General features: G+C 71.8%; 21 protein-coding genes and 1 pseudogene. 12 read left to right on the forward strand and 10 right to left on the reverse strand.

Features of this window, described 5'->3' with window-relative positions; all coding sequences use genetic code 11:
• Positions 1-277: 277 nt before the first annotated feature.
• Together ABZ808_RS11700 and acs are read right to left on the reverse strand one after the other, a co-directional pair.
• The gene (locus tag ABZ808_RS11700; RefSeq protein ID WP_357004029.1) at positions 278-3,073 is read right to left on the reverse strand and encodes an immune inhibitor A domain-containing protein; all 2,796 of its coding nucleotides are present in this window, start codon (positions 3,071-3,073) and stop codon (positions 278-280) included.
• Between the two features lie 268 nt (positions 3,074-3,341).
• On the reverse strand, positions 3,342-5,306 hold the full coding sequence (gene acs, locus ABZ808_RS11705) for an acetate--CoA ligase (protein ID WP_357004033.1): 1,965 nt from the start codon (positions 5,304-5,306) through the stop codon (positions 3,342-3,344).
• Positions 5,307-5,733: 427 nt separating this feature from the next.
• On the opposite strand from acs, the gene ABZ808_RS11710 reads away from it, so the two are divergent.
• A complete protein-coding gene (locus ABZ808_RS11710; protein WP_357004036.1) occupies positions 5,734-6,480 on the forward strand; it encodes an oxidoreductase in 747 nt (248 codons plus the stop codon).
• 7 nt (positions 6,481-6,487) lie between these two features.
• Here the strand turns inward: ABZ808_RS11710 and ABZ808_RS11715 are convergent, their stop codons facing one another.
• From ABZ808_RS11715 to ABZ808_RS11735, 5 genes are all read right to left on the reverse strand, one after another.
• Entirely contained in the window at positions 6,488-7,120 is a 633-nt protein-coding gene (locus ABZ808_RS11715) for a TetR/AcrR family transcriptional regulator (protein ID WP_357004039.1), read from the reverse strand.
• Positions 7,015-8,379, reverse strand: a complete 1,365-nt coding sequence (locus ABZ808_RS11720; RefSeq protein WP_357004042.1) for a methyltransferase — start codon at positions 8,377-8,379, stop codon at positions 7,015-7,017. The genes ABZ808_RS11715 and ABZ808_RS11720 overlap by 106 nt, the downstream gene beginning before the upstream one ends.
• Complete coding sequence (locus ABZ808_RS11725) at positions 8,376-9,290, reverse strand: hypothetical protein (protein ID WP_357004045.1); 915 nt, start codon at positions 9,288-9,290, stop codon at positions 8,376-8,378. The genes ABZ808_RS11720 and ABZ808_RS11725 overlap by 4 nt, the downstream gene beginning before the upstream one ends.
• A 174-nt stretch (positions 9,291-9,464) precedes the next feature.
• Positions 9,465-10,268, reverse strand: coding sequence for an HAD-IB family hydrolase (locus ABZ808_RS11730; RefSeq protein ID WP_357004048.1), 804 nt, complete (start codon positions 10,266-10,268; stop codon positions 9,465-9,467).
• A gap of 349 nt (positions 10,269-10,617) precedes the next feature.
• Positions 10,618-11,259 carry a class I SAM-dependent methyltransferase gene (locus ABZ808_RS11735; RefSeq protein ID WP_357004052.1) on the reverse strand — a complete coding sequence of 214 codons (642 nt, stop codon included), beginning with the start codon at positions 11,257-11,259 and terminating at the stop codon, positions 10,618-10,620.
• 341 nt (positions 11,260-11,600) lie between these two features.
• On the opposite strand from ABZ808_RS11735, the gene ssd reads away from it, so the two are divergent.
• From ssd to ABZ808_RS11775, 8 genes and pseudogenes are all read left to right on the forward strand, one after another.
• Complete coding sequence (gene ssd / locus ABZ808_RS11740; protein ID WP_357004836.1) at positions 11,601-12,656, forward strand: septum site-determining protein Ssd; 1,056 nt, start codon at positions 11,601-11,603, stop codon at positions 12,654-12,656.
• Entirely contained in the window at positions 12,653-13,864 is a 1,212-nt protein-coding gene (locus ABZ808_RS11745) for a TadA family conjugal transfer-associated ATPase (protein WP_357004055.1), read from the forward strand. The genes ssd and ABZ808_RS11745 overlap by 4 nt, the downstream gene beginning before the upstream one ends.
• A gap of 641 nt (positions 13,865-14,505) precedes the next feature.
• Positions 14,506-15,108: pseudogene (locus tag ABZ808_RS11750) on the forward strand (hypothetical protein); the annotation flags it as partial.
• Entirely contained in the window at positions 15,108-15,836 is a 729-nt protein-coding gene (locus tag ABZ808_RS11755; RefSeq protein WP_357004058.1) for a type II secretion system F family protein, read from the forward strand. The pseudogene ABZ808_RS11750 and the gene ABZ808_RS11755, both read left to right, overlap by 1 nt.
• A 20-nt stretch (positions 15,837-15,856) precedes the next feature.
• Positions 15,857-16,024, forward strand: coding sequence for a DUF4244 domain-containing protein (locus tag ABZ808_RS11760; protein WP_081883916.1), 168 nt, complete (start codon positions 15,857-15,859; stop codon positions 16,022-16,024).
• 50 nt (positions 16,025-16,074) lie between these two features.
• Positions 16,075-16,461 carry a TadE family type IV pilus minor pilin gene (locus ABZ808_RS11765; RefSeq protein WP_357004061.1) on the forward strand — a complete coding sequence of 129 codons (387 nt, stop codon included), beginning with the start codon at positions 16,075-16,077 and terminating at the stop codon, positions 16,459-16,461.
• Positions 16,462-16,481: 20 nt separating this feature from the next.
• Positions 16,482-16,871, forward strand: coding sequence for an Rv3654c family TadE-like protein (locus ABZ808_RS11770; protein WP_357004064.1), 390 nt, complete (start codon positions 16,482-16,484; stop codon positions 16,869-16,871).
• A complete protein-coding gene (locus tag ABZ808_RS11775; RefSeq protein ID WP_357004067.1) occupies positions 16,868-17,050 on the forward strand; it encodes a hypothetical protein in 183 nt (60 codons plus the stop codon). The genes ABZ808_RS11770 and ABZ808_RS11775 overlap by 4 nt, the downstream gene beginning before the upstream one ends.
• 1 nt (position 17,051) lies before the next feature.
• Here ABZ808_RS11775 and ABZ808_RS11780 read toward each other — a convergent pair whose 3' ends face one another.
• The 3 genes from ABZ808_RS11780 to ABZ808_RS11790 form a co-directional block, all read right to left on the reverse strand.
• Positions 17,052-17,630, reverse strand: a complete 579-nt coding sequence (locus ABZ808_RS11780) for a hypothetical protein (RefSeq protein WP_357004070.1) — start codon at positions 17,628-17,630, stop codon at positions 17,052-17,054.
• A gap of 124 nt (positions 17,631-17,754) precedes the next feature.
• Positions 17,755-17,958 carry a hypothetical protein gene (locus tag ABZ808_RS11785; RefSeq protein ID WP_357004073.1) on the reverse strand — a complete coding sequence of 68 codons (204 nt, stop codon included), beginning with the start codon at positions 17,956-17,958 and terminating at the stop codon, positions 17,755-17,757.
• Between the two features lie 100 nt (positions 17,959-18,058).
• Positions 18,059-20,431, reverse strand: coding sequence for a DEAD/DEAH box helicase (locus ABZ808_RS11790; RefSeq protein ID WP_357004839.1), 2,373 nt, complete (start codon positions 20,429-20,431; stop codon positions 18,059-18,061).
• A 188-nt stretch (positions 20,432-20,619) separates the two neighbouring features.
• On the opposite strand from ABZ808_RS11790, the gene ABZ808_RS11795 reads away from it, so the two are divergent.
• The 3 genes from ABZ808_RS11795 to ABZ808_RS11805 all read left to right on the forward strand — a co-directional run bounded on the left by ABZ808_RS11795 (position 20,620) and on the right by ABZ808_RS11805 (position 24,085).
• Positions 20,620-20,976 (forward strand): STAS domain-containing protein, encoded by a 357-nt coding sequence (locus ABZ808_RS11795; RefSeq protein WP_357004076.1) that lies wholly within the window; start codon positions 20,620-20,622, stop codon positions 20,974-20,976.
• Positions 20,973-21,410 carry an ATP-binding protein gene (locus ABZ808_RS11800; RefSeq protein ID WP_357004079.1) on the forward strand — a complete coding sequence of 146 codons (438 nt, stop codon included), beginning with the start codon at positions 20,973-20,975 and terminating at the stop codon, positions 21,408-21,410. Before ABZ808_RS11795 ends, ABZ808_RS11800 begins: the two co-directional genes overlap by 4 nt.
• Positions 21,411-21,724: 314 nt before the next feature.
• The gene (locus tag ABZ808_RS11805) at positions 21,725-24,085 is read left to right on the forward strand and encodes a sodium-translocating pyrophosphatase (RefSeq protein ID WP_357004082.1); all 2,361 of its coding nucleotides are present in this window, start codon (positions 21,725-21,727) and stop codon (positions 24,083-24,085) included.
• Positions 24,086-24,111 lie beyond the last annotated feature (26 nt).

Genomic DNA, 24,111 nt, shown 5'->3' on the forward strand with positions numbered 1-24,111 from the left:
CGGGGATAGATCGATCCCACTAGTGGGACCAATGGTGAACATAGACACTGCTGGGTCGGCTGGGAAGACGAACGCGTCGATTTGTTGCAAGATTTTGTTGGGAATGCTTTTCACCGTCACACCCGTGCGCCTCATCTGCGCGTTGACCAGGGTCGATTAGCCGCGAGCGCATATAGCGATGCATTTCGATAAGCGTGATCGGGTGTACGACAGTGGGGCCGGAGGCGTTCCCGCCACCGGCCCCACCGATACCGCTGCTGTCAGTTGCGCGAAACCGTCACTGCCTCGCCGAGGTGACGTGGATCGTGGCGGACGTGTTGTCCTTCGCCGCCTTCTTGATGGTGAGCGAGACGCCGTAGTTCACGCCCTGGTCCCCGGGGTTGCCGGTGCCCAGCACGATCGCACCGCCGCCCAGCGTCACGCCGTAGAACTCCGGCGCGGGGCGACCGTCCGGGTAGGTGACCCGGGTGGTGTACGGCGCGTTGCCGCGCGACGGCAGCACTACCGAGGCGTCGTTGTCCCGCGCGTACGCGGCACCGTCACGCATCTCGATGCCCGGGTACCAGCCCTTGGCGTCGGTGAAACCCTTCACCGGCGGCAGCGCCTTGAACTTCGTGCAGTACGCGCTGTACGGCTCGTCCGCCGCCTCCAGGCACTCCGTGAAGGGGTACGTCGGCTTCAGCGAGAACGCCGCGTTCGACGACTGCGGACGGCTGGGCAGGTTGTCCGTCACCGACGGGTCCTTCACCGCCGCCTCGCCGGTGCGCCGGTACGGGTCGAAGTGCGAGTCGACGATGAGCAGCCCGCCCTTCGCCCCGTAGCTGGGCAGCGCGGTCATCTGTCCGGTGACGTGGTTGACGTCGCCGAGCGCGGTGTCCCGGTACCAGACCAGCATGCCCGGCGCGTTGTACGAGATCCGGTCGACCTTCCACGCCTCGTGCGAGTAGATCGTGTCGTACGTGTACTTCAGGCCCTCGTCAAAGCCGTCGAAGTTGCGCCACTCGGCCAGGTAGTAGTGCGCGTGCACCTCAGTGCCACTGCTCACCTTCCAGCCCGCGCCGGTGGTGTCGACCCAGGTGCCGCCGGTGGCGGTCCAGCCGTTGTCGCCGCCCTCGACGTCGTCACTCCAGGTGGTGGCGCCGCCGCCGGTGACCGAGAAGTCGTCGACGAACCAGTTGCGCTCCTCGAACGCCTCGTCGGTGGCCAGACGCAGCCGCACCTGGACCGTCGTGCCGGCGTGCGCCGACAGGTCCACGTAGTCGTGCCGCCAGCCGTCGGTGCTGCCGGTCAGGCCGTACTTCTTGCCGCCGAAGTCGTTCATCCGGCCGTTCGGGTCGGGGTAGCCGTCGGGCGTGGTGACCACGGCGCCGGCCTCGCTGTAGACCTTCTGCTCGGCCCAGGTCGTGCCGCCGTCGGTCGACAACTCGACGAAGCCGTAGTCCCAGTCCTGCTCGATGATGTAGTTGTTCCACATCCAGAACTTCGCGTCGGCGGCCGCCGGCACGTCGACGGAGCGGCTGAGCTTGACGTCGGCCCACCCCTGGTCGTTGTTGCTGTGCCACATCTTCGTGCCGCTGTGCGGCGTGGCCAGCGTGGTCACCTTGTCCGGCAGGTCGACCTTGATGCCGTCCTCGGTGCGTACGGGCGTCCGCGAGGTCTGCCCGACCTCCACGGTTTGCGGGCGTGAGCCGGGCGTCACGGTCAGCGGGTCGGCCCAGCCGAGCACCCACTTGTCCCAGATGCCCATGTGCGTGGGCAGCGCCTGGAAGATCTCACCGGAGTGTGAGCCGGAGGCCATCAGGTCCCAGAAGTCCACGTCGGAGTCGGCGTTGCCGGACGTGTCGTAGAGATCCGGCAGGCCGAGGTCGTGGCCGAACTCGTGGGCGAAGACGCCGACGCCGGCGTCCTCGGGCTGCACGATGTAGTTCGACACCTTCAGGCCGGTGCCCGGGATGGTGTAACCACCGGCGACCGAGGAGGAGTGCGCCCACACGGCGTACGTGCCCTCGGTGCCGCCACCACGGGACTTGCCCTGCCCGGCGTGCACCAGCACGAGGTGGTCGATCACGCCGTCCGGCTCGAAGAGGTTGCCGTCACCGTCCCGGTCGGCCTGGTCCTCGATGTCGTAGTCGGCCCACGGGAAGTTGGGGTCCTGCGCGGCGAGCGCGTCGATCGCGTCGGTGGCCAGCCGGCCCGCGCCGGCCGGGTTGTCCGGGTGGCCGTTCATCGCCTGCTGGCGGCCGGCGACCCAGTTGCCGCTCTCGTCCTGGAAGCAGCGCGAGGCCGCGTACCAGCCCTCCGAGTGTGGCACGGTGATCCACGGGCTGGCCTGCCCGGCGACCGTGTACGCGTTCTTGGACATCTCCAGGTACATGTTGTGCATCGTGCGGCCGGAGAGGTCGATGCCGCGCTTGCCGTCCGGGCCCTTCAGGTCCGTGCGGACCCGCTCGGTGATGCCCTTCTTGCTGTACAGCATCTTGTCGTAGTGCGACGGCGAGAAGTCCGGCACCCACATCGAGTTGTTGTCCTCGTGCGGCAGGGTCGCCGGGTTCGCGATGTTGTTGTGCTTCGGGCCGTTCTGGACGGTGCCGGGAACGCAGGTGCGGTCCTCGAACACCGTCTTGGGGACCATCACGTTGGTGAAGTCGTCGTTCGCCTGGTCGTTGAACTCCACCAGCAGCGTCAGCAGCTTCGCCGTCTGGGTGGTGGGCGCCTTCTTGATCTTCCGGGGGTTCTTGCCCGTCTTGAGCGACTTGGCCTCGATCTTGGCCAACTGGCGGGCCGTCACCGGGTTGCCCCGGGCGTGCTTCTGGTCGAACGCTCGCGCGGCGTCGACGCCGGGGGTGTAGACACCACCCTTGCCCTTGACCTCGCGGCCGGTGGTGTCCGTCTGCACCTCGGGCTCGGCGTAGTTGATGTAGTGCTCGTCGGCCCCGATCACCGCCTCGGGGGTGGCGGAGGACGACTGGGCCGCCGCGCTGCCGGTCACGGTCAGTGACGAGGCCACGAGGGCGATGGCGGGTAGCGCGACGAGTAGTCGTCGTCGCGCCCCGGACTGCGGTTTGTGGTTCATGCCGCTCCGTTTCTCGGGCATGGGGAGGAGGACGTTGGCGTCACCGATCATCGATGTGATGAATGTCGAACTGTCCCAACCCGCGTGAACCTAAGGCACAACTGGCCGAAAGGACAGAGGTGACCCGCCGCCTGTGTCCGTTCAGCCTCTCCAGGCTCAGCCGACCGACCGATGTGACGCTGGTGAGACGCCGCGCGCCGTACCCGTAAGAAATGACGGAGGGTGGCGGTCCGTCCGGACCGCCACCCTCCGAGGTGTACGCCTGCCGTCAGTCCTCGTCGGACTTCGCGCCGCTCATCCCCGAGGAGATCAGGTCCATCACCGACGAGTCCTGCAGCGTGGTCACGTCGCCCAGCGACCGGTTCTCCGCCACGTCCCGCAGCAACCGGCGCATGATCTTGCCCGAGCGGGTCTTCGGCAGCTCCGGCACCAACATGATCTGGCGCGGCTTGGCGATCGGGCCGAGGGTCTTCGCCACGTGGTTGCGCAGGTCCGTGATGAGCTGCTCACCGGCCTCGCCAGCGATGTCGGTGCTGCCGCGCGGGATGGCGAACGCGACGATCGCCTGGCCGGTCGTCGGGTCGGTCGCGCCCACCACCGCCGCCTCGGCCACCGACGGGTGCGACACCAGCGCCGACTCCACCTCGGTGGTGGAGATGTTGTGCCCGGACACCAGCATCACGTCGTCCACCCGGCCGAGCAGCCAGATGTGCCCGTCGTCGTCCTTCTTCGCCCCGTCCCCGGCGAAGTACATGCCCTCGAACCGCGACCAGTACGTCTCGATGAATCGGTTGTCGTCACCCCAGATGGTGCGCAGCATCGACGGCCACGGCTCACGCAGCACCAGGTAGCCACCACCGCCGTTCGGCACCGACTGGCCCTGGTCGTCCACCACGTCGGCCACGATGCCCGGCAGGGGGGTCATCGCCGAGCCCGGCTTGGCCGCGGTCACCCCCGGCAATGGGGAGATCATGATGGCGCCCGTCTCGGTCTGCCACCAGGTGTCCACGACGGGCAGCTCACCCCGACCGACGTGCTGCCTGTACCACATCCAGGCCTCGGGGTTGATCGGCTCGCCGACGCTGCCCAGTACCCGCAGCGACGACAGGTCGAAGCCGGCCGGGATGTCCTCGCCCCACTTCATCATCGTCCGGATCAGGGTCGGAGCGGTGTAGAGGATGCTCACCCCGTACTTGTCGACGATCTCCCAGAACCGGCCCTTGTGCGGGGTGTCGGGGGTGCCCTCGTACATCACCTGGGTGGCGCCGTTGGAGAGCGGGCCGTACACGATGTAGGAGTGGCCGGTCACCCAGCCGATGTCGGCGGTGCACCAGTAGACGTCCGTCTCCGGCTTCAGGTCGAAGACCGCATGCGTGGTGTACGACGCCTGCGTGAGGTAGCCGCCGGTGGTGTGCAGGATGCCCTTCGGCCGGGCCGTGGTGCCGCTGGTGTAGAGGATGAACAGCGGGTGCTCGGCGTCGAACGGCTGCGCGGTGTGCTCGGCCGACGCCGTCTCCACCGTCTCGTGCCACCAGTGGTCCTTCGCCGTCCAGGCCACGTCCTCACCCGTACGGCGGACCACCAGCACGTGCTCGATCGACGGGCAGTTCGCCACCGCCTCGTCCACGGTCGGCTTCAACGCCGACGGCTTGCCCCGCCGGTAACCACCGTCCGCGGTGATCACCACCTTGGCGCTGGCGTCCTGGATCCGGTTGCTCAGCGAGTCGGCGGAGAAGCCGCCGAAGACCACGCTGTGCGCCGCGCCGATCCGGGCGCAGGCCAGCATGGCGACCGCCGCCTCCGGAATCATCGGCAGGTAGATCGCCACCCGGTCACCGGCGGTGACCCCCAGGTCGGTGAGCGCGTTCGCCGCCTGACAGGTCAGCTCGTGCAGGTCGGCGTAGGTGAGGGTCCGGGTGTCGCCCGGCTCGCCCTCCCAGTGGATCGCCACCTTGTCGCCCCGACCCGCCTCGACATGCCGGTCCAGGCAGTTGTACGCGACATTGAGCTGCCCACCGACGAACCACTTCGCGAACGGCGGGTTCGACCAGTCGAGCACCTCGTCCCACTTCTTCGACCAGGCCAGACGGTCGGCCTGCTTCGCCCAGAAGGCGAGCCGGTCGCTCTCCGCCTCGGCGTACGCGTCGACGGTGACGTTGGCGTGCGCGGCGAGTTCGGCCGGCGGAGGAAACTGGCGCGTCTCGTTCAGCAGATTTGCCAATGCCTCGCTCATGCCGTGACTCCTCGTCCTCGGGGTGACCTGCGTCTCGATGGGCACGAGGGTAGTCGCGGGGCCCTCGACCGGCGAGCGCTACCCGTTCCGTCGCGCCGAGCGGCCTCTGCCGCGCGCCCGACGGCGGCCGCACCCGGTGTCCCGCCCGCCCGCGCCCGGCCCGGGTGGCGTGATCAACACGAGATCGGCGACATTGCGGTGTCCGGCTGGGTCGGATGCCGCGACATCGGCGATCTCGTGTTGACCTTGCTCCGATCGCCTCGGTGGCGGGGCGTGGTGTGGCCAGCCCGGCGGTACGGGTCGTGCGTGGCGTGGCGAGCGGGCATGAACGGCGTGGCGGGTTTGTGTGCGGCCGGGTCGGATGGCGCAGGTCGCGTTGCGGGCGGGTGCGGCTCGGACGGCCGGGCCGGGTCGCTAGCGTGGCGGGGTGACCACCGACCCGCTCGCACCCCTGCTCGCGCTCGCCGACATCACCGCCGCCGTCGAGCGTGTCCGCGAGCGGTTCGACCAGGCGCTCGGCCACCGTGCGCTACGTCGGCACGGTGGGCAGGTCGCCGCCGAGGTCAGCCTCCGCTCCGCGGTGGCCAGCGCCGCCCTCGAGGGAGTTGTCCACGAGCGTGAGGAGGTCCGGGCCGGGACCGTCACCGACCCGGTGCTCCAAGGGGCGTTGCGGGTCGCCGGGTCCCTGCCCGGCCTGAGCGAACTCTGGCCGAAGGCGCCCCGGCAGGCTCTCGCGAAGCTGCACGTACTCGCCGCCCGGGACATCGTGCCCGAGGCCGAACTGGGTCGCCCGGTGCCCGATCCGGTGGTCGCCACCCGGCTGGACGGGCTGGCTGGGCTGGTCGCTGGCGGCACGAAGGTCTCCCCACTGGTGCTGGCTGCCGTCGTACACGGGGAGTTGCTGAACCTGCGTCCGTTCGCCGGGCCGTCCGGGGTGGTGGCCCGCGGGGCCGCCCGGCTGGTGCTGCTCGCCAGCGGTTTCGACCCGCGCGGCCTGCTCGCCGTCGACGTCGGCCACCGCGAGCGGGAACCCGAGTACGTCGGCTCGGCCGGCGCCTTCGCCACCGGCACTCCGGACGGGCTGCGCTCGTGGCTACGCCACTACATGGCGGCCGTCGAGGTCGGCGCCGGCCAGCTCACCGCCATCGGCGACGAGATCCTCGCCGCCGCCTGAGCGCGGATCAGGTCCGCCGCGTCGCCCGGCTGACCTTTGCCTGGAGCGCCCGGCGAGCGATCGGCCCGAGGTCGTCGACGATCTCCAGGAGCAGCGCGAGCTGGTCGAGCGCGGCCATCGCCTGGTCGGCACCGGCCCGGTCCACCCCGTCGTAGAGTTCCAGCCCGATGAACGCGGCCGAGACCGCACGGGCCAGGCCGGGCACGTCGGCGACCTCGGCGAACGGGGACCCGGCGAGCAGCCTGCGCAGCACGGCCTCGATCTCGTCCACCCAGAGCTGGAGCGCACCGGCCGTGGGGGCGGCCATCCGTTGGTCCGCCTGCGCCCCCGCCAACATCTGGGCCAGGAAGCTGACGTTGCCGAGTTGACGCTCCTCCTCGTGCAACGCACGCCCGACAGCGAGCAGATCGCGCAGCGACCCGGCCGAGGCCAGACGTGCCGACCAGTGCTCGACCCGCTTGGCGGTGGCGTCCCGGCAGGCCGCCGCGAGCAGGTCGTCCACCGTGCCGTAGTGGTAGAAGACCAGGGCCTGGTTCACTCCGGCGGCGGCGGCGATGGTGCGGGCGGAGACGCCGGCGATGCCGTGTTCGCGGATGGCGGTGATGGCGCCGTCAAGGAGACGTTGCTTGGTGTCGGACATGGCTCTCCTTGCGGGCGGGCCGGGTGCGGCGGTGCGATCATCGCATCGGTGACCAGTTGGGCCAGCCAGGTGGCACCGGGAAGCCGTAGGGTCCAACCGACCACGGCCCAGCCGAGATGGACGTGTTCGAGTCCGCGGGCGACGGCGGCCACCCCCCGTTCCGTATGACCGTCGCCGCCTACGTACTCCGCCCGCCACAGCACGCGCTGGTGCTCCCGGGCCGGCCGGATCCGCAGCCCCACCGGGTGCCGCCGGGCCAGCATCCGCCAGGTGGCCGCGCAGGCCCCGCAGTCGTCGTCCAGCCAGAGCACCGCGGGCGTTCCGGAGACGTACGGCCGCCAGCGGGGCCACCAGTCACGGACCTGCCGCCGGTACGACCGCCAGGAGTCCCCGTACCGGGCACGTAGGTCGCTCTGTTCGTGCGGCCCGGCCACCGCCGCACCGAACGCTGCTGTCGACACCGCAGCCAGTACCAGGGTGACGCTCCGGGTCACCGCGGCGGTGAGCAGCAGCAACGCCACGCCGGCGAGTTGCATCGGGTTGGCCAGGTAGGCGTACGGGCCGGTGGTGACCAGTCGACGCGGCGGATCCCACGGGTACGGCGTGCCACCGCCCCGGACGGCGAACTCCGCGACGGCGGCCAGCGCTGGCGTGGCCGCCAGCAGGGCCAACTGCGCCACCACCAGCAGCCCGGTGCGGTTCAGCCCGGTCAGCCCGGCCCATGATCCGCCGCCGAGTTCGAAGGCCAGGGTGGGCAGGAACCAGAGCAGCAGTATGGCGAAGACGCCTACCTGGAGCAGCGTCCGCGCGCCCAGGTGCCGGCGGTCGGCGCAGAACCGGCCGAGCAGTTGGGCGGGTAGGGCCACCAGGAGCAGCCCGACCACCTCTCCGACGAGCCAGTGTGGGCCGAGGTGGACCAGCGGGTGCAGCGCCGGCATCGCCACCGCGTCGACCCAGAGCAGCAGACCCAGGGCGAGCGGCAGGGGCAGCACCCGGCGCAACAGCACCGGCAGAGGGCCCCAGAGGGCGGCCCAGCCGATCCACAGGTCCACGGGCATCCCCCGGTAGGCGCCGTCGACCGGAGTGAAGGTGTACCAGCCGGCCAGGCGGGCGACCTCGTGCAGCGCGGCGATACCGATCCCGGCGGTCACGAACGCCAACAGCGCCCCAGCACGGGAGGCGCGGTCCCGATCTCGGGCGCCGACGGCGAGCACCGCGAGAAGCGGCAGCGCCAGGCTCAACCAGCGGGCGACGGTCACTCCAACGCCAGCATGTCGAGCAGGTGCCCGACCCCGGCACCGAGCAGCACCTGCTGGATCGGGCCGAAGTACCAGGACGGGTCCAGGCCCCGCGTGTAGTCGACCCGGACCGTGACCTCGGTGTGCCCGGGATCGATCGCCCGCCAGGTCAGCTCCGCGTGCTGCCAGGTGAACCAGCGCGCGGTGATGGAGCTGTCCTCGACGAAGCGGAAGCCCACCCGTCCCGGCGCGACGTCCTCGACCTCGGCGAGCAGGTGGCCGCCCGGGCCATGCGCGCTGCCGTGGTAGCCGAACATCCACCGGTCGCCAGGGTCGAGGCCGTCGCCGCTGACCTGCCCGGGTGTGGGCACGCCCAGCAGTCGCAGTGGCGCGGAGCGGACGGCGGTCGGGCGCGGGCCGGCGGCGAGGAGCTCTGCCACCCGGTCGACGGGAACCTCGACGACCCGGGTCACCTCGACCCTCTGCTCCGGGTCGAGGCGGGGAGCGATGCCACTGCCCTCCATGCCGGGCAGGAGCAGCAGTGGCACGGCAACGATCGCGTACGCCCGGTTGGCGTCCTGCAGGGCGCGGATCAGCGCGGTGGTGCCGTGGGCCACGGCGTAGACGAGCGGGGCGGCCAGGATGACGCAGATCGCTCCCTCGTGCAGCGCCACCGCCGCCAGCAACAGGGCCATCGTGGTGGCCGCGAAGACCTTGCCGTGGGCCGTCCGGCGAGGGGTGAGCGCGAGGGCGGCGGCCAGCAGCACCGGGAGTGCCACGAAGAGCACGGCGCTATCGGCGCGGCCCTGACGGACCACTGCGATGAAGAGGACCAGTCCGAAGAGCGTGATCAGGCCGGCCAAGGTCCAGTGGGCGGTGGTCCGTTGTGGTGTGGGTGCTGTTGGCGCTGTCGGTTCATCGACCTGAATCATGCTGACCTCCCCGTTTGAGCGTTCGCTCAAACGGAGGGTACGACTATTTGAGCGAACGCTCAATAGGGCGTTCGAGCGGGAACGGGCACGGTGGTGGTGACGTGGGCGGCACTCTCCGTCGCTACGGCGACGGGCACCCGAACTGTCGGAAGGGTCTAGCGATGCCTGATCTGGTCAGGCGCTGGCGGCGGCGCGGGTCCGCCGATGCCGGCCGTACCAGGCGATGCCGATGGCCACGCCCACCCCGACCCCCAGCGCCGCCGCGGCGACCGGGACAGCCGGCCGCTCCCGCCACCGGCGGCCCAGCGGGATCGGGTGCCGGAACTCCAGCACCGGCCAGGCGTTCTCCGAGGCCAGCTTGCGCAGCTGCCGATCCGGGTTGACCACGCTCGGGTGGCCCACGCACTCCAGCAAAGGGCGGTCACTGTACGAGTCGGAGTAGGCGTACGAGTCGGCCAGGTCGTAGCCCCGAGCGGCGGCCAGCTCGCCGACCGCCTCGACCTTGCTCGGACCGGCCGCGTAGAACTCGACCTCGCCGCTGTACCGGCCGTCCTGCACCGCCATCCGGGTGGCGATCACGTCGGTCACCCCGAGCAGGGCGCCGATCGGCCGGACCATCTCCTCGCCGGAGGCGGACACCAGCACCACATCCCGACCGGCCGCCTGATGTTCCTCGATCAGGGCGGCGGCCTCGGCGTACACGTAGGGGTTGATCAGCTCGTGGAGTGTCTCCGCGACGATCTGGCGGACCTGTTCCACCTGCCAGCCCTTGCAGAGCGCGGCCAGGTAGTCCCGTGTTCGGGCCATGGTCTGCTCGTCGGTGCCGCCCAGCCGGAACATCAGCTGCGCGTACGCCGACTTGACCACGTCACGCCGAGTGATCAGCCCGTCCCGGTAGAACGGCCGACCGAACGCGAGAGCGCTCGACTTGGCGATGACGGTCTTGTCCAGATCGAAGAAAGCGGCACTTCGGCCCACGGCGTGAAAGTCTAGCCGGATGGTCTATCGTCGGCGGGTGCCCGGGGTCACGCCACCCCTCGGACCTGCGGGCCGGCGCCACCAACTCCGCTCAGCGTGATTGCGCTCACACTCCGCGAGGAGATTTTCGCACTGAGTGGAGTGCACACCACTCGACGTGACGAGCCTGCTCAGGCAGACTTGTCCGCAAGACGAGCTTTCACATCCTGGTAACAGACAGACCCTCGGCGGTTGCACCCCCCGTGATCGCCGAGTGGTTCGGCTCGACCCCCCCGGAGCCGAACCTTCGACGACCCCCGTCTCCCCCCGACGGGGGTCGTCCCTTGTTCTGGGAGTGCTCCGCAGCAGCTCACGGGTGGGAGGATGCGTTCGGTGGCCGGTGCGCCCAGAACAGGGTGTGCCCGCTGGTGCCTTCCGGGACGAATTCCTCCGAGGTGATCTCCAGCCCCGCCTGTTGCACCCAGGAGCGGTAGGTGGGGGCGTCGGCGTGGCTCCACCACATGGCGGCCGGGCCACCGAGCCAGTTGTCCTCGGTGCCGGTCCACGCGTTGTCGCCGACGGTGGTCAGCAGCCAGCCGCCAGGTCGAAGCCAGGTGGCGATTTTCGTGATGAGCTGCGGTTGGTCGGCCAGGGGCATGTGGATCAGGGCATAGAGGCAGACCACCGCATCGAACGAGGCCGACGGCAGATCGAGTTGGATGGCGTCGGCGCGTAGGAAGGTGCCGTTGGGTAACAGGCGCCGTGCCCGTTCGATCTGCACATCGCTGATGTCGATGCCGGTCACGTGGTGCCCGGCGTTGGCGAGGTAACGGGCGACCGGCAGGCCACAGCCGCATCCGAGGTCCAGGACCGCTGCCGAGGCAGGCAGGCGGCCCTGCAAGTCGTCGAGCCAGGGACCGTAGTGGCCGGCCTCGGCATCGTCCGCGCGGTAGTGGTAGGAGAGTTCGTCGTACCCGCGTCGGACCAGGTCTCGCTCGTCGTCGTTACCCATCCTGACGACCCTAGGAGGCCCGGTCCCGCCTGCCGATCCGATTATCCGGCGCGGAGATCATGCGGTGCGGCCCGCGCCGATTCGCTGACGAGGATGTGTCAGTCCGGCGGCCTGCTGCGTTTCCTCCGGCCGCGGTAGCTGCGGCGCAGCCCTCACGCATAGCAGATCAACCGTCCCGACGGGCGTTGTCCACAGGGCGTCGAGTTGTCCACAGGCGAGGCACTCGGGGGCGCCGGGCAGGGCCGATGGCGAGCAGGGTCGGCGGCACAGAGCCCCGACCGCTGGAGGCCGCGATGGCACCCCGTACCTCCGTTCCGCCGATCCGCCGGCTCCCGCTGGTCATCACGGGGGACGACGACCTGCTCGATGACCTGCTCCGGCTCGCCGCCGCTGGCGGGACCGAGGTGGAGCTCGCCGGCGATCCGGCTGCTGCCCGTACCCGCTGGCTGCCCGCGCCGTTGGTCTTGCTCGGGGCTGACCAAGCCCAGCCGTGCCTGCGGGCTCGACTGCCGAAGCGGCCCCGGCTGGTGCTGGTCGGTCGAGCCGGCCAGCTCGATCCCGGCTGGCAGATCGCCGAGCTGATCGGCGCCGAGCATGTCGCCGTACTGCCCGCCGCTGAGCCTTGGTTGTTGGACCGGTTCGTCGACCAGGGCCCCGACCATCCGGGCGGGTCCGCTGCCCGGGTCGTCGCGGTGTTCGGCGGGCGGGGCGGCGCCGGGGCGAGCGTCCTTGCCGGCGGGCTCGCGGTGACCGCTGCCCGGGCGCGACTGCGCACCCTGCTGGTCGACGCCGATCCGCTCGGCGGCGGCCTCGATCTCGTGCTGGGTTGGGAGCAGTTGGAGGGGCTGCGCTGGCCGTCGCTCACCAGCGCGGACGGGCGGGTGGACGCGCCCGCGCTGGTCCAGGCGTTACCCAGTCGGGGTGACCTGGTGGTGCTCTCCTGGGACCGCGGGGAGATGCTTGCGCTGCCCGCCGCCGCGATGGCGGCGACCGTCGACGCCGCCCAGCGCGGTCGGGACTTCGTCGTGATCGATCTGCCCCGACAACTGGACGACGCCGCCGTGATCGCGTTGCAGGCGGCCGACCACGCGTTCGTCGTCGTCCCGGCGGAACTGCGGGCCACCGCGGCCGCCGCCCGGGTGGTGGCCGCCGCCACCCCGCACTGCGCCGCGCTCTCGGTGGTGGTGCGCGGGCCGGCCCCGGGTCGGCTGCGCGCGACCGAGGTGGCGCGGGCGCTCGGGCTTCCCCTCGCCGGCACGCTACGGCCCGAGCCCGGCCTCTGTCGTGGCCTGGAAAGGGGCGAGGCGCCAGCGGCCGCCGGCAAGGGTCCGCTGGCCGTGCTCTGCCAGCGGATCGTCGCGGACCTCACCGGCGTGCCTGTGCCGGGTGCGGCATGACGGGCCGGCCGGAGGACGGCGACCTCGCGGTCCGGGTGCGGCAGCGGATCGCCGGCGCCACCACCCCGGTCACCCCCGCGGCGATCGTCGCCGCCGTACGAGCCGAGCCGGCCGCTGCGGTGTTGGGCGACACCGCCGTGCTGCGGATCGCCGACCGCGTGCACGACGACCTCGTCGGTGCCGGGCCGCTGGCACCGCTGCTGGCCGATCCGGAGGTGACCGACGTCCTGGTCAACGGCGCCCGCGTCTGGGTCGACCGAGGATCAGGGCTGCACCAGGTGGCGATCCCGATGGGTTCGGTGGAGGACGTCCGCCGGTTGGCGCAGCGGCTGGTCGCCAGCGCCGGACGGCGGCTCGACGACGGCTCCCCGTACGCGGACGCCCGGCTACCCGACGGCACCCGCCTGCACGCCGTGCTGCCGCCGGTTGCCACCGAGGGTCCCTACCTGTCCCTGCGGACGTTCCGGCACCGGCCGTTCACCCTCGACGAGTTGGTACGGCAGGGAACGGTGCCGCGACCGGTGGCACCACTGCTCGCCGCCATCGTCGCGGCCCGGCTGGCGTACCTGGTCACCGGCGGCACGGGGTCGGGCAAGACGACCCTGCTCAACACGTTGCTCGGGTTGGTGCCGGGCACCGAGCGGATCGTTCTGGTGGAGGACGCCGCCGAACTGCAACCGGGGCACCCGCACGTGGTGGGGCTGCAGGCCCGTACGGCCAACGTGGAGGGAACGGGCGTGGTCAGCCTCGCCGACCTGGTTCGGCAGGCGTTGCGGATGCGCCCCGACCGGCTGGTGGTCGGGGAGTGCCGGGGCGGCGAGGTGGTCGACCTGCTGGCCGCTCTGAACACCGGCCACGACGGCGGTGCCGGCACGCTGCACGCCAACACCCCGTCCGACGTGCTGGCCCGGCTGGAGGCGCTCGGCATGCTGGGTGGGCTGCCGCGCGCCGCGCTGCACGCCCAGGTGGTCGCCGCGTTGCAGGTGCTGTTCCAGGTGCGCCGGGGTGATCGGGGACGAGTCCTGGAGTCGATCTGCCTGCTGCTTCCCGAAGGGCCGGAGCGGTTGGTCACCGTGGTGCCGGCCTGGGTACGCGGTCGCGGGCTGGGGATGGCCGCCCGTGCCCTCGGCGCGCTGCTGCGGGACCGTGGCGTAGCGGTGCCGCCGATCCTCAGCGAGCCGTGGCCCGGATCGGCGGGTCCGGCGTGAGCGCCGCGACGATGCTGGTGGCGGTGCTCCTGTTGGCTGCTGCGGCCCTGGTGGCCTGGCCCGTGCGGAGCATCCGTGCCCGCCGCCGTCGCGTACTGGCGTCGCGGAGTGGCGCCGACGACGCCCTGGTGGAGTGGGTCAGGAGCCTCGGTCGCGTACTCGATGGGTCTGTGGACGGGGCCGGTGCGGCGCTGACCTCGGCCCGTCCGGCCGCTGTCTCTTACCCGACGGGAGCGCCGGATTCGAGTGGTGGGCGGACGGCGGTCAACTGGTCCACGCGGGACCGCGACGACAGCACGAGCCAGCCGAGAGCATCGGGCGGGCCGCTGGGGTCCACCCGACCGGCGGGCCCGGGACGTCCGCCGACGCGTCGGGATCCCCGGCGCCCGGCTGCCGCAGCCCGTCCGGAGGCCGAGACCCTGGACACCGGACGGCGTGCCGGTACGTCCGTGGCCGCGCCGACGATCGACGGCATAGATCTGGAGCTGGACTGGCCTGGCGACAGTTGGGGCGTACCGGCGGTCGACAGCGGGCCACACGACGGCCCGGACGTCGATCGATCCGACCCGGCGCGCACTGATCCTGCGGACCCGGCGGCGGGCAGGGCGACGGCGCGACTCGCGATCCGCGTCAACCAGCCGCCAACGCGTCTGTTGCTGCTGGTGGGCCTGGTGGGCGCCGGTGTCGGTGCCGTGGCCGCCGGGCCGGTGGCCGCCGTCGCGGTGGCCGGCTACGGCACGCTGGCCGTGCGCGCCCTGCTGCGCTGGCGGGCCAACCGGCTCGCCGAGCGGCTTCGACGGCGCGGGTTGGACCTGCTCTGCGGTCTGGCGGCGGACCTCCGGGCGGGCCTACCCGTCCCGCCGGCACTCGAGATCGCCGCCGTCAGCGGGCCGGGCGGGTCGGACCGGCTTCGCCAGCTGACCTCGGCCGCGGTGCGGCTGGCTGACCGGACCGGCGCGCCGCTTGCGGAGTTGGTCGAGCGAATCGAGGCGGATGCCCGGGCGACCGACCGAGGGCTGGCCGCCGCCGCGGCACAGGCGGCCGGTGCCCGGGCCACGGCCTGGTTGCTGGCGGCCCTGCCAGTCGGAGGGATCGGGCTCGGCTACGGGATCGGGGTCGACCCTCTGGCGGTGCTCCTGCACAGCACGGTCGGCGGGGTCTGCGCGGTCCTCGCCGTGGCTCTGCAGGTCATCGGCCTGTTCTGGGCTGAGCGGCTGGGCGCCACCCCGGGGCGGGCCGCCTGATGTCCCGGACGGCTCTCGTGGCCGCCGCTCTGGTGGTGGCGGCGCTGCTCGTCGCGCCGCTACGGCTGGGCCGCCCGGCTCGCCGAGCCGACCCGCCGGCAACCTCCCGACCACCCGGACCAGCCGGCCGACGACGACCGGACGCGATCCGGCTCGCCGCCGGGATTGCCGGGCTTGCCGTGGCTGTGGTCGTCGGAGGTTGGCTCGGGCTGCTCGGCGCGATCCCGACGGCGGTCCTGTTGGACGTGCTGTTGCGGCGGATCGAATCCCCTGCGGCACGCAACCGGAGGCTCCGCGAGGCCGTCGACCTGCCGCTCGCCGCCGACCTGTTGGCAGCGGCGATGCGGGCGGGCGCCCCGGTCGACCGCTCGGTGCTCGCCGTGGCCGAGGCGCTGGACGGTCCGCTCGCCGACCGACTGGCCCGGGTTGGCCGCACCCTTCTGCTCGGCGGTGGCCCGGCGGAGGCGTGGTCGGCCCTGGACGGGGTGCCCGGTGCGGAGCGGCTGGCCGCGGCGGCGTTCCGCTCGGCCAACAGCGGCGCAGCCCTGGCCGGTGCGCTGACGCGTCTCGCCGATGACCTGCGTGCCGACCGGGCTACCGCCGCCGAGGCGTCGGCCCGTCGGGCGGGTGTGTTCATCGTGCTGCCGCTGGGGCTCTGCTTCCTGCCCGCGTTCATTCTCGCCGGCCTGGTGCCGGTGATCGTCGCCGTCCTCGGCGACGTGCTCTGACCCATCGAGAAGGGAAAACCATGCGTAAGCTCATCGCCCGCCTGCGCGGCGACGCCGGGATGAACACCGCCGAGTACGCCGTCGGCACGCTCGCCGCAGTCGCCTTCGCCGGGATCCTGTTGAAGGTGCTGACCTCCGGCAACGTCCAGTCGGCGCTGACCGCCGTCATCGACCGGGCGCTCAAGTGATCGGGCGCCGGCAGGCTGGCCGCGATGCGCGGTCCGGCACTCGGGGGCGGGTGGCCGGCGGCGGGCGACGACAGCGCGCTGTCGGACGGGCTGCCGAGGGGGATCGGGGATCCTTCACCGCCGAACTGGCGGCTGGCCTGCCGGCGCTGCTCCTGCTCCTGCTCGCCGGGCTGACCACGGTCAACGCCGTCAGCATCCGGGCCGGTTGCCTGCACGCCGCTCGGGAGGCGGCGCTGGCCGCCGCGCGGGGTGAGGCCGGGAATCTTGGCCCTGGCGCCCCGCCAGGTGCGGACGTGTCGGTGTCGATCGTCGGGGACCGGGCGCAGGCAACGGTACGGGCACCCGTGCGCGCGTTGGGCGGGCGGCTGCCGCGGATCACCGTGGTCGCCACCGCCGTCGCCGCACTCGAACCCGGGGCCGGGCAGGAGACCCGGTGAACGACCGGGCAGGAGATTCGGTGTGCGAGCAGCCATGGGGTGAGCGGCCGGGCATCGAACCGGCGGGCGGTGAGCGAGGCGGGGCGACCGTCCTGCTGTTGGCGGTGGGGCTGGTCTTCGTGCTGGTGGGGACATTCGGCGCTGCCGTCGCCGTGGCCGGAATGGCGGCTCAGCGGGCGGCGGTGGCGGCCGACCTCGGTGCCCTCGCCGGGGCTGCCAGGGCGCTCGACGGCGACGCGGTGGCCTGCGCCGCCGCCGGGGACATCGCGGGCCGCAACGGTGGCCGACTGGTCGGCTGTCGCCTTGACGGGCTGGACGTGCTGGTGACCGTCGAAGTGGTGTTCACGCCACTTCCCGGGCTGACCAGGGTCGCAGCGTCAACCGCGCGGGCTGGCCCGGTGCGCGGTTGACGCTGGCGCGGGCTCTGGAGTCGTCGGTCGCCGAGTTGGCGCGGCAGCCCGCCGGCCGGGATCGGGGCGGAGGCCCCGACCCCGGCCGACGGCCGACGGAGGTGGTCGAGCGGGAGGTGGTCGAGCAGGGGGTGGTCGAGCGGGAGTGCCTGAGCGGGGTGGCTGAGCGGGGTGGGTAGGTCAGCGGGACTGGAGCGCGTCGAGGGCGACGGCCATCGCGATGACGAGGCGGCGGTCGATCTGCGGGTTCTGCACCTCGACGACGTACTTGTCGCGCAGGCCCCACTTCTTGATCACCGAGAAGGCCGGCTGGCCGCTGGCGGTGAAGTCGAAGTGGTACGGCAGCCAGGACAGCGAGTCGACGAACCGGCGCAGCAGCGCCACCGGCATGCTGCGCTCCTGGCCCGTCACCTGCGGCAGGCCGGCCTGCTCGACGTGCCAGGTGGAGCGGAGCAGCGACTGGGCGAAGTCCTTGCGGAACAGGCCGATCGGGTTGCCGGCCGCGTCGGTGACGTCGTACGTGGCGCCGAGGTCGAGGCGCTGGCGGGCCTTGAAGCCCAGCAGGGGCTGCTGCTTGGAGTCGTCGGTGTAGATCGTCACCTGCTCCTTGAAGGCGAGCCGCTTCTGCTGCGCGAAGGCCAGCAGCTCACCCTCGGTGCCGTCCGGCGCGACCGCCCGGACCTCGTACTGGTTGACCATCATCCGCAGCCGCTGGCGGATGTGGAACTGCTGCAGGGTCTGCAAGTTGTCGAGCTGCATGGGTTTCTCCTCAGAGGGGCTGATGCGCCGGAGTCTCGCACAGGCCGGCAACTGCCGCCGGCCCGCCGCCTCCGGCGCTCCCACCCCTGGTCGGCCCGTCCCGTCCGGCCCGTCGCTTGGGAGTTCAGCGGCCGTCGACGGTGACGCGCAGCGCCCAACCGTTGAGAACCTGATGAATGCCGCGCAGCCGTTCGTTGATCTGTTCCAGTCGTTCCGCCTGGGCCAGGGCGGCCAGCGCGGACGCGAGCGCGATCTGCTGGTCGAGGGTGAGATGTTCCTGGTCGATGGTGTAGAGCAGGTCGACGGTCTCGGCGATGGTGTCGGCCACAGCTCCTCCTCAGGCGCGGGGGACGAACAACGAAATAGACATCGATGGAAGCGCTCCCAGGCTATTGTGCCCAGGGCCACGGGGATTCATGCAAGACGGCTCAGGTGGGCAGATTCGCCAGCACCACGTCGAGTACCCGGATCGCGTCCGGCTTGGAGAGCGGGTTGTTGCCGTTACCGCACTTCGGCGACTGCACGCAGGACGGGCACCCGGTCTCGCAGCCACACTCCGCGATCGCGTCCCGGGTCGCCCGCAGCCACGCCGAGGCCGTCCCGTACGCCCGCTCGGCGAAACCCGCCCCACCCGGGTGCCCGTCGTAGACGAAGACCGTCGGCGCCTCGGTGTCCGGGTGCAGGGCGGTGGAGAGTCCACCGATGTCCCACCGGTCACAGGTGGCCATCAGCGGAAGCAGGCCGATCGCGGCGTGTTCGGCGGCGTGCAACGCACCGGGCACATCCGAGGTCTGCACCCCTGCGGAGGTCAGCGACTGCGGGGACAGCGTGAACCACACCGCCACCGTGCGCAGCTCCCGGGTGGGCAGGTCCAGGGGCCGGGTGTCGATCACCTCGCCGGTGGCGATCCGGCGCCGCTGGTACGACACCACCTGACTGGTCACGTCCACCTCGCCGAGGAACATCCCGACCGGCCCTGCGTCCACGTAGGAGCGCACGGACACCACGGACAGGTCGGTGACGTCGCGGGCGTGGGTGGACCAGTCCGGCTCCTCGGCGTGCACCAGCGCGCAGCCGTCGGCCAGGTCGAGTTCGTCGACCACGTACGAGACGCCCTGGTGCAGGTAGACCGCGCCGGGGTGGAGCAGGAAGTGCGAGGAGCCGCCGTCGACCGTGCCGAGCAGGCGGCCGGTCGACGACTCCACCACGCAGACCGGGGCGCCGCCCTCGCCGCGCAGGTCCACGTCGGGGCGTTCCCGGTGCCGCCAGTACCAGCCGGTGGGCCGCTGCCGCAGCGCCCCGGCCGCCACCAGCTCGTCGACCGCCTCCTTCGCCCCGTCGCCGAAGAGCGCCAGGTCGGCCGGGGTGAGCGGCGCCTCGGCCGCCGCGCAGGCCAGCTGTGGGGTCAGCACGTACGGGTTGGCCGGGTCGAGCACCGTGGCCTCCACCGGCGCACCGAAGATCGCCTCCGGGTGGTGCACGAGGTAGGTGTCGAGCGGGTCGTCCCGGGCCACCAGCACCGCGAGGGCCTCCTGCCCGGAGCGCCCGGCGCGGCCCGCCTGCTGCCACAGCGACGCCCGGGTGCCCGGGTAGCCGCAAATCAGCACCGCGTCCAGCCCGACCAGGTCCACGCCCAGTTCCAGGGCGTTGGTGGAGGCCAGGCCGAGCAGGTCGCCGTGCAGCAGTGCGCGCTCCAGCTCGCGTCGCTCCTCGCGCAGGTAGCCGCCCCGGTAGGCGGCCACCCGGTCGCCGAGCCCTGGGACCGCGTCGTCCAGTGCCCGGCGCGCGTTGGCCGCCACCACCTCGGCGCCCTTGCGGGACCGGACGAACGCGAGCGTGCGTACCCCCTCGGAGACCGTGTCGGCGAGCAGGTCCGCGGTCTCCCGCAGCGCCGACCGGCGGACCTGGTGGAGGTCGTCATGGTCGCCCGTCGCCTGCGGGGGCACCGGGGAAGAGGAGCCCGAGTCGGGTGGGAGCAGCGGCGGCTCCCAGAGCGCGAAGGTCACCCCGCCGCGCGGTGACGCGTCCTCGGTGACCGCCGTCACCGGCAGGCCGGTCAGCCGGCCGGCGGCCGTCGCCGGGTCGCCGGAGGTCGCCGAGGCGAGGACGAACACCGGTGTGGCCCCGAAACGCGCACACTGCCGGCGCAACCTGCGCAGCACGTGCGCCACGTGCGAGCCGAACACCCCCCGGTAGGTGTGGCACTCGTCAATCACCACGTACGCCAGTCGGCGCAGGAAGCCGGACCACTGGGCGTGCCCGGGCAGGATGCCGTGGTGCAGCATGTCGGGGTTGGTGAGCACGAAGCGGGAGTGCCGGCGGATCCACTCCCGCTCGGCGCGCGGAGTGTCCCCGTCGTAGCAGGCGGGGCGTACCCCCTCCAGCTCCAGTTCGGCGACGGCCCGCAGCTGGTCGGCGGCGAGCGCTTTGGTCGGCGCAAGGTAGAGCACTGTGGCCCGGGGGTCGGCGAGCAGGGTGGCCAGCGCCGGAAGCTGGTACGCCAGCGACTTGCCGGACGCGGTGCCGGTGGCGACCACCACGTGCCCGCCCTCGTACGCCAGGGTGGCCGCCTCGGCCTGGTGTCGCCAGGGCGCGACCACGCCGCGGCGGGCGAACGCCGCGCGCAGCTCCGTCGGCGCCCACGGCGGCCACGGCGCGGGCACCCCGGCGCGGGCCGGCACCCGCTCGACGTGGGTGACCGGGTCGCCGGCACCCCGGGCGCGCAGCCGGCGCAGCAGGTCGACCGGCGCTGATGCAGGGCCGTGACCTGCGGGCGCGCTGGCTGCGGGCGACGGCTTCAGGTCGCTGACCGGCGACGGACGCGCCGAGCTGAAGTCGTCGGAAGTCACGTCCTGCACTCTCGCACTGGTGTTCGGAGATGAAAAGTCAGGCCCGGGGGTAAGGGGAAGCCTCCGCCGGTGACCGCAGGGTGCCCCGGCGGTAGTGGTTAGATGCCCAGGAGAGTTTACGGCTCTGGCGAGGAGGACCGATGGAGCTGTCGTTGGCGACGCGCACCGTGGGCGAGCACACGGTGCTTGAGGTCGGCGGTGAGGTGGACGTCTACACCGCGCCCCGGCTCCGCGAACGACTCCTCGAGCTGATCGACGGTGGTGTCCGGCACGTGGTGGTGGACCTCGGTCGGGTGGACTTCCTCGACTCCACCGGGCTCGGCGTGTTGGTGGGCGCGCACAAGCGGCTGCGGACGGCCGGCGGCTCGTTCGCCCTGGTCTGCGACAAGGAGCCGCTGCTCAAGATCTTCCGGATCACGGCACTGGACCAGGTGTTCCCGCTGCACCCTACGGTCGAGGCAGCGGTCGGCGCGGGCCCGACCGGCGCCAGCGCGTGATGGCGACGGTCCGCCTCTCCTTCTCTCCGGCGCCGGTGCACGTGCGTACCGCCCGCCTGGTCGGCGTCGCCGTCGCCCGGCGCGCCGGCGTCCGTGAGGACCTGCTGGACGAGGTCCGCCTGGCCATCGGCGAGGCGTGCACCCGGGCGGTTGCCCTGCACCGGCAGTACGGCCTGGCCGATCCGGTGCTGGTGGAGATGTCCGACGGCGGCACGTACGCGGTGCGCGTGGTGGATCGGGCACCGATCGAGGCCGGCATCGGGTTGACGGCGCTGCCGCCGGACGAGTTGGCCAACGAGTCGCTGACCGATGAGGCGTTGACCACGGGCGTCGGCTTCGCGCTGCTCGCCGGCTTCGTCGAGGACCTGCAGGTGCGCCCGGTCGACGAGGGCATCGGCACCGAGGTACGGATGGTGTGGCCGGTCAGCCGCTGACAGATCCCGATTGGTAGGCCGCATCCCCACCGGGGGTGCGGCCTCTTGTCATGGACCAGGCCCTATATCAGATTTCGTTTCATAACACAGCGACGAAGATCATCGAGACACGGTGCCACCTGCGTGTGACCTCCGACACGGCGGAGGGCTACAGTACCCGGGTTGTCAGCAAGTGACCCATCCCGCAGCCAGCGGTTATGGGTGGTCATCGCTGGTCCGCTGGGATGGGATGGCGCGCTTGCGAGTCCGCATCCAGGCGCTGGTCGGTGCGTCTCCACCCACCGGCGCGAGTGTTCGGTAACAGGAGGACACAGATGTCCGAGACCTTGGCCGCCGATGGCGGCGGGCTTTCCCTTACCGGAAGCAATGTCACGTACGTCGTCATCGCCGCGGTCATCGCGCTGGTGGCGCTCGTCTTCGCCGCCGCCCTGACAAAGGCGGTGCTGGCAGCCGGCAAGGGCACCACCAACATGCAGGAGATCTCGGAGGCGGTCCAGGAGGGCGCCTCGGCCTACCTGCTCCGTCAGTTCCGTACCCTGGCGATCTTCGTCGTCATCGCCGTGGTTCTGCTCTTCCTGCTGCCGGTGCACGACACCAATGGCAGTGAGTTCGCGGTGAAGTTCGGCCGCTCGCTCTTCTTCGTGGTGGGCGCCCTGTTCAGCGCGTCCATCGGTGGCGCCGGCATGTGGCTGGCAACCCGCGCGAACCTGCGCGTGGCCGCCGCCGCCCGGGAGCGACAGGGTGGCCGCGAGGCGGCCATGAAGATCGCCTTCCGGACCGGTGGCGTGGTCGGCTTCCTCACCGTCGGCCTCGGCCTCTTCGGCGCCGCGCTCGTCGTCCTGGTCTACCGGGGTGACGCGCCGACCGTGCTGGAGGGCTTCGGCTTCGGCGCCGCGCTGCTCGCGATGTTCATGCGGGTCGGCGGTGGCATCTTCACCAAGGCCGCCGACGTCGGCGCCGACCTCGTCGGCAAGGTCGAGCAGGGCATCCCCGAGGACGACCCGCGTAACGCCGCCACCATCGCCGACAACGTGGGCGACAACGTCGGTGACTGCGCCGGCATGGCCGCCGACCTCTTCGAGTCGTACGCGGTGACGCTTGTCGCCGCGCTGATCCTCGGCCGCGCCGCGTTCGGCGAGGAGGGCCTGGTCTTCCCGCTGATCATCTCCACCATCGGCGTGCTGGTCGCGATCTTCGGGGTCTTCATCACCCGGCTGCGCGCGTCCGACCGCAACGCCCTGACCGCGATCAACCGGGCCTTCTACATCTCGGCCGTGCTCTCCGCCGTGCTCGTGGCGATCGCCGCCTACGCGTACCTGCCGGCGACCTTCGGCGAGTTCAGCAGCGGGCTGACCGACGCGACCGGCAACCCGCGGCTCGTGGCCATCGGCGCGGTCGTGATCGGCATCGTGCTGGCCGGCGCGATCCAGGCGCTGACCGGCTACTTCACCGAGACCAACCGCCGTCCGGTGCAGGACATCGGCAAGAGCTCACAGACCGGTGCGGCCACCGTCATCCTGGCCGGCATCAGCGTCGGCCTGGAGTCGGCGGTCTACTCGGCGCTGCTCATCGGCGCTGGTGTCTTCGGCGCGTTCCTGCTCGGCGGCAGCTCCATCACGCTGTCGCTGTTCGCGGTGGCGCTGGCGGGCACCGGCCTGCTCACCACCGTCGGCGTGATCGTGGCGATGGACACCTTCGGGCCGATCTCCGACAACGCCCAGGGCATCGCCGAGATGTCCGGCGACATCGACGAGCACGGCGCACGGACGCTCACCGAGCTGGACGCGGTCGGCAACACCACCAAGGCGATCACCAAGGGCATCGCGATCGCCACCGCGGTGCTCGCGGCGACCGCGCTGTTCGGCTCGTACACCGACTCGCTGCGCACCGCGTACGCGGACGCCGGTGTGGGCGACGTCGGCGGCGAGATCCTCAACTCGCTGAACGTGGCGAACCCGCGTAACCTGGTCGGCCTGATCATCGGTGCGGCGGTCGTGTTCCTCTTCTCCGGGCTGGCCATCAACGCGGTGTCCCGCTCGGCCGGCGCCGTGGTGATGGAGGTCCGCCGGCAGTTCCGTGAGCTGCCCGGCATCATGGACCGCACCCAGCGCCCGGAGTACGGCAAGGTCGTCGACATCTGCACCCGGGACGCGCAGCGCGAGCTGGTGACCCCCGGCCTGCTCGCCATCCTCGCGCCGATCGCGGTCGGCTTCGGCCTCGGGCCGGGCGCGCTGGCCGCGTACCTGGCCGGAGCGATCGGGGCCGGCACCCTGATGGCCGTCTTCCTGGCCAACTCCGGTGGCGCCTGGGACAACGCCAAGAAGATGGTCGAGGACGGCGCGTACGGCGGCAAGGGATCCGAGGCGCACGCCGCCACGGTCATCGGCGACACCGTCGGTGACCCGTTCAAGGACACCGCCGGCCCGGCGATCAACCCGCTGATCAAGGTGATGAACCTGGTCTCGCTGCTGATCGCCCCCGCCGTGGTGGCGTGGAGCGTCGGTGACGATCGCAATGTCGGGCTGCGGGTGACCATCGCGCTGGTCGCGACGGCGATCATCGTGGCGTCCGTCGTGTTCAGCAAGCGCAAGGGCATCGCGATGGACGACTCCGACACCGGTGGCAACACCGGCGCGGGCAGCACCGACCACCGCCCGGAGACGGTCAACGCCTGACCTGAACCGACACCCGGTCCCCGGTC

This window comes from Micromonospora sp. NPDC047527, assembly GCF_040643015.1.
Taxonomy (GTDB): domain Bacteria; phylum Actinomycetota; class Actinomycetes; order Mycobacteriales; family Micromonosporaceae; genus Micromonospora.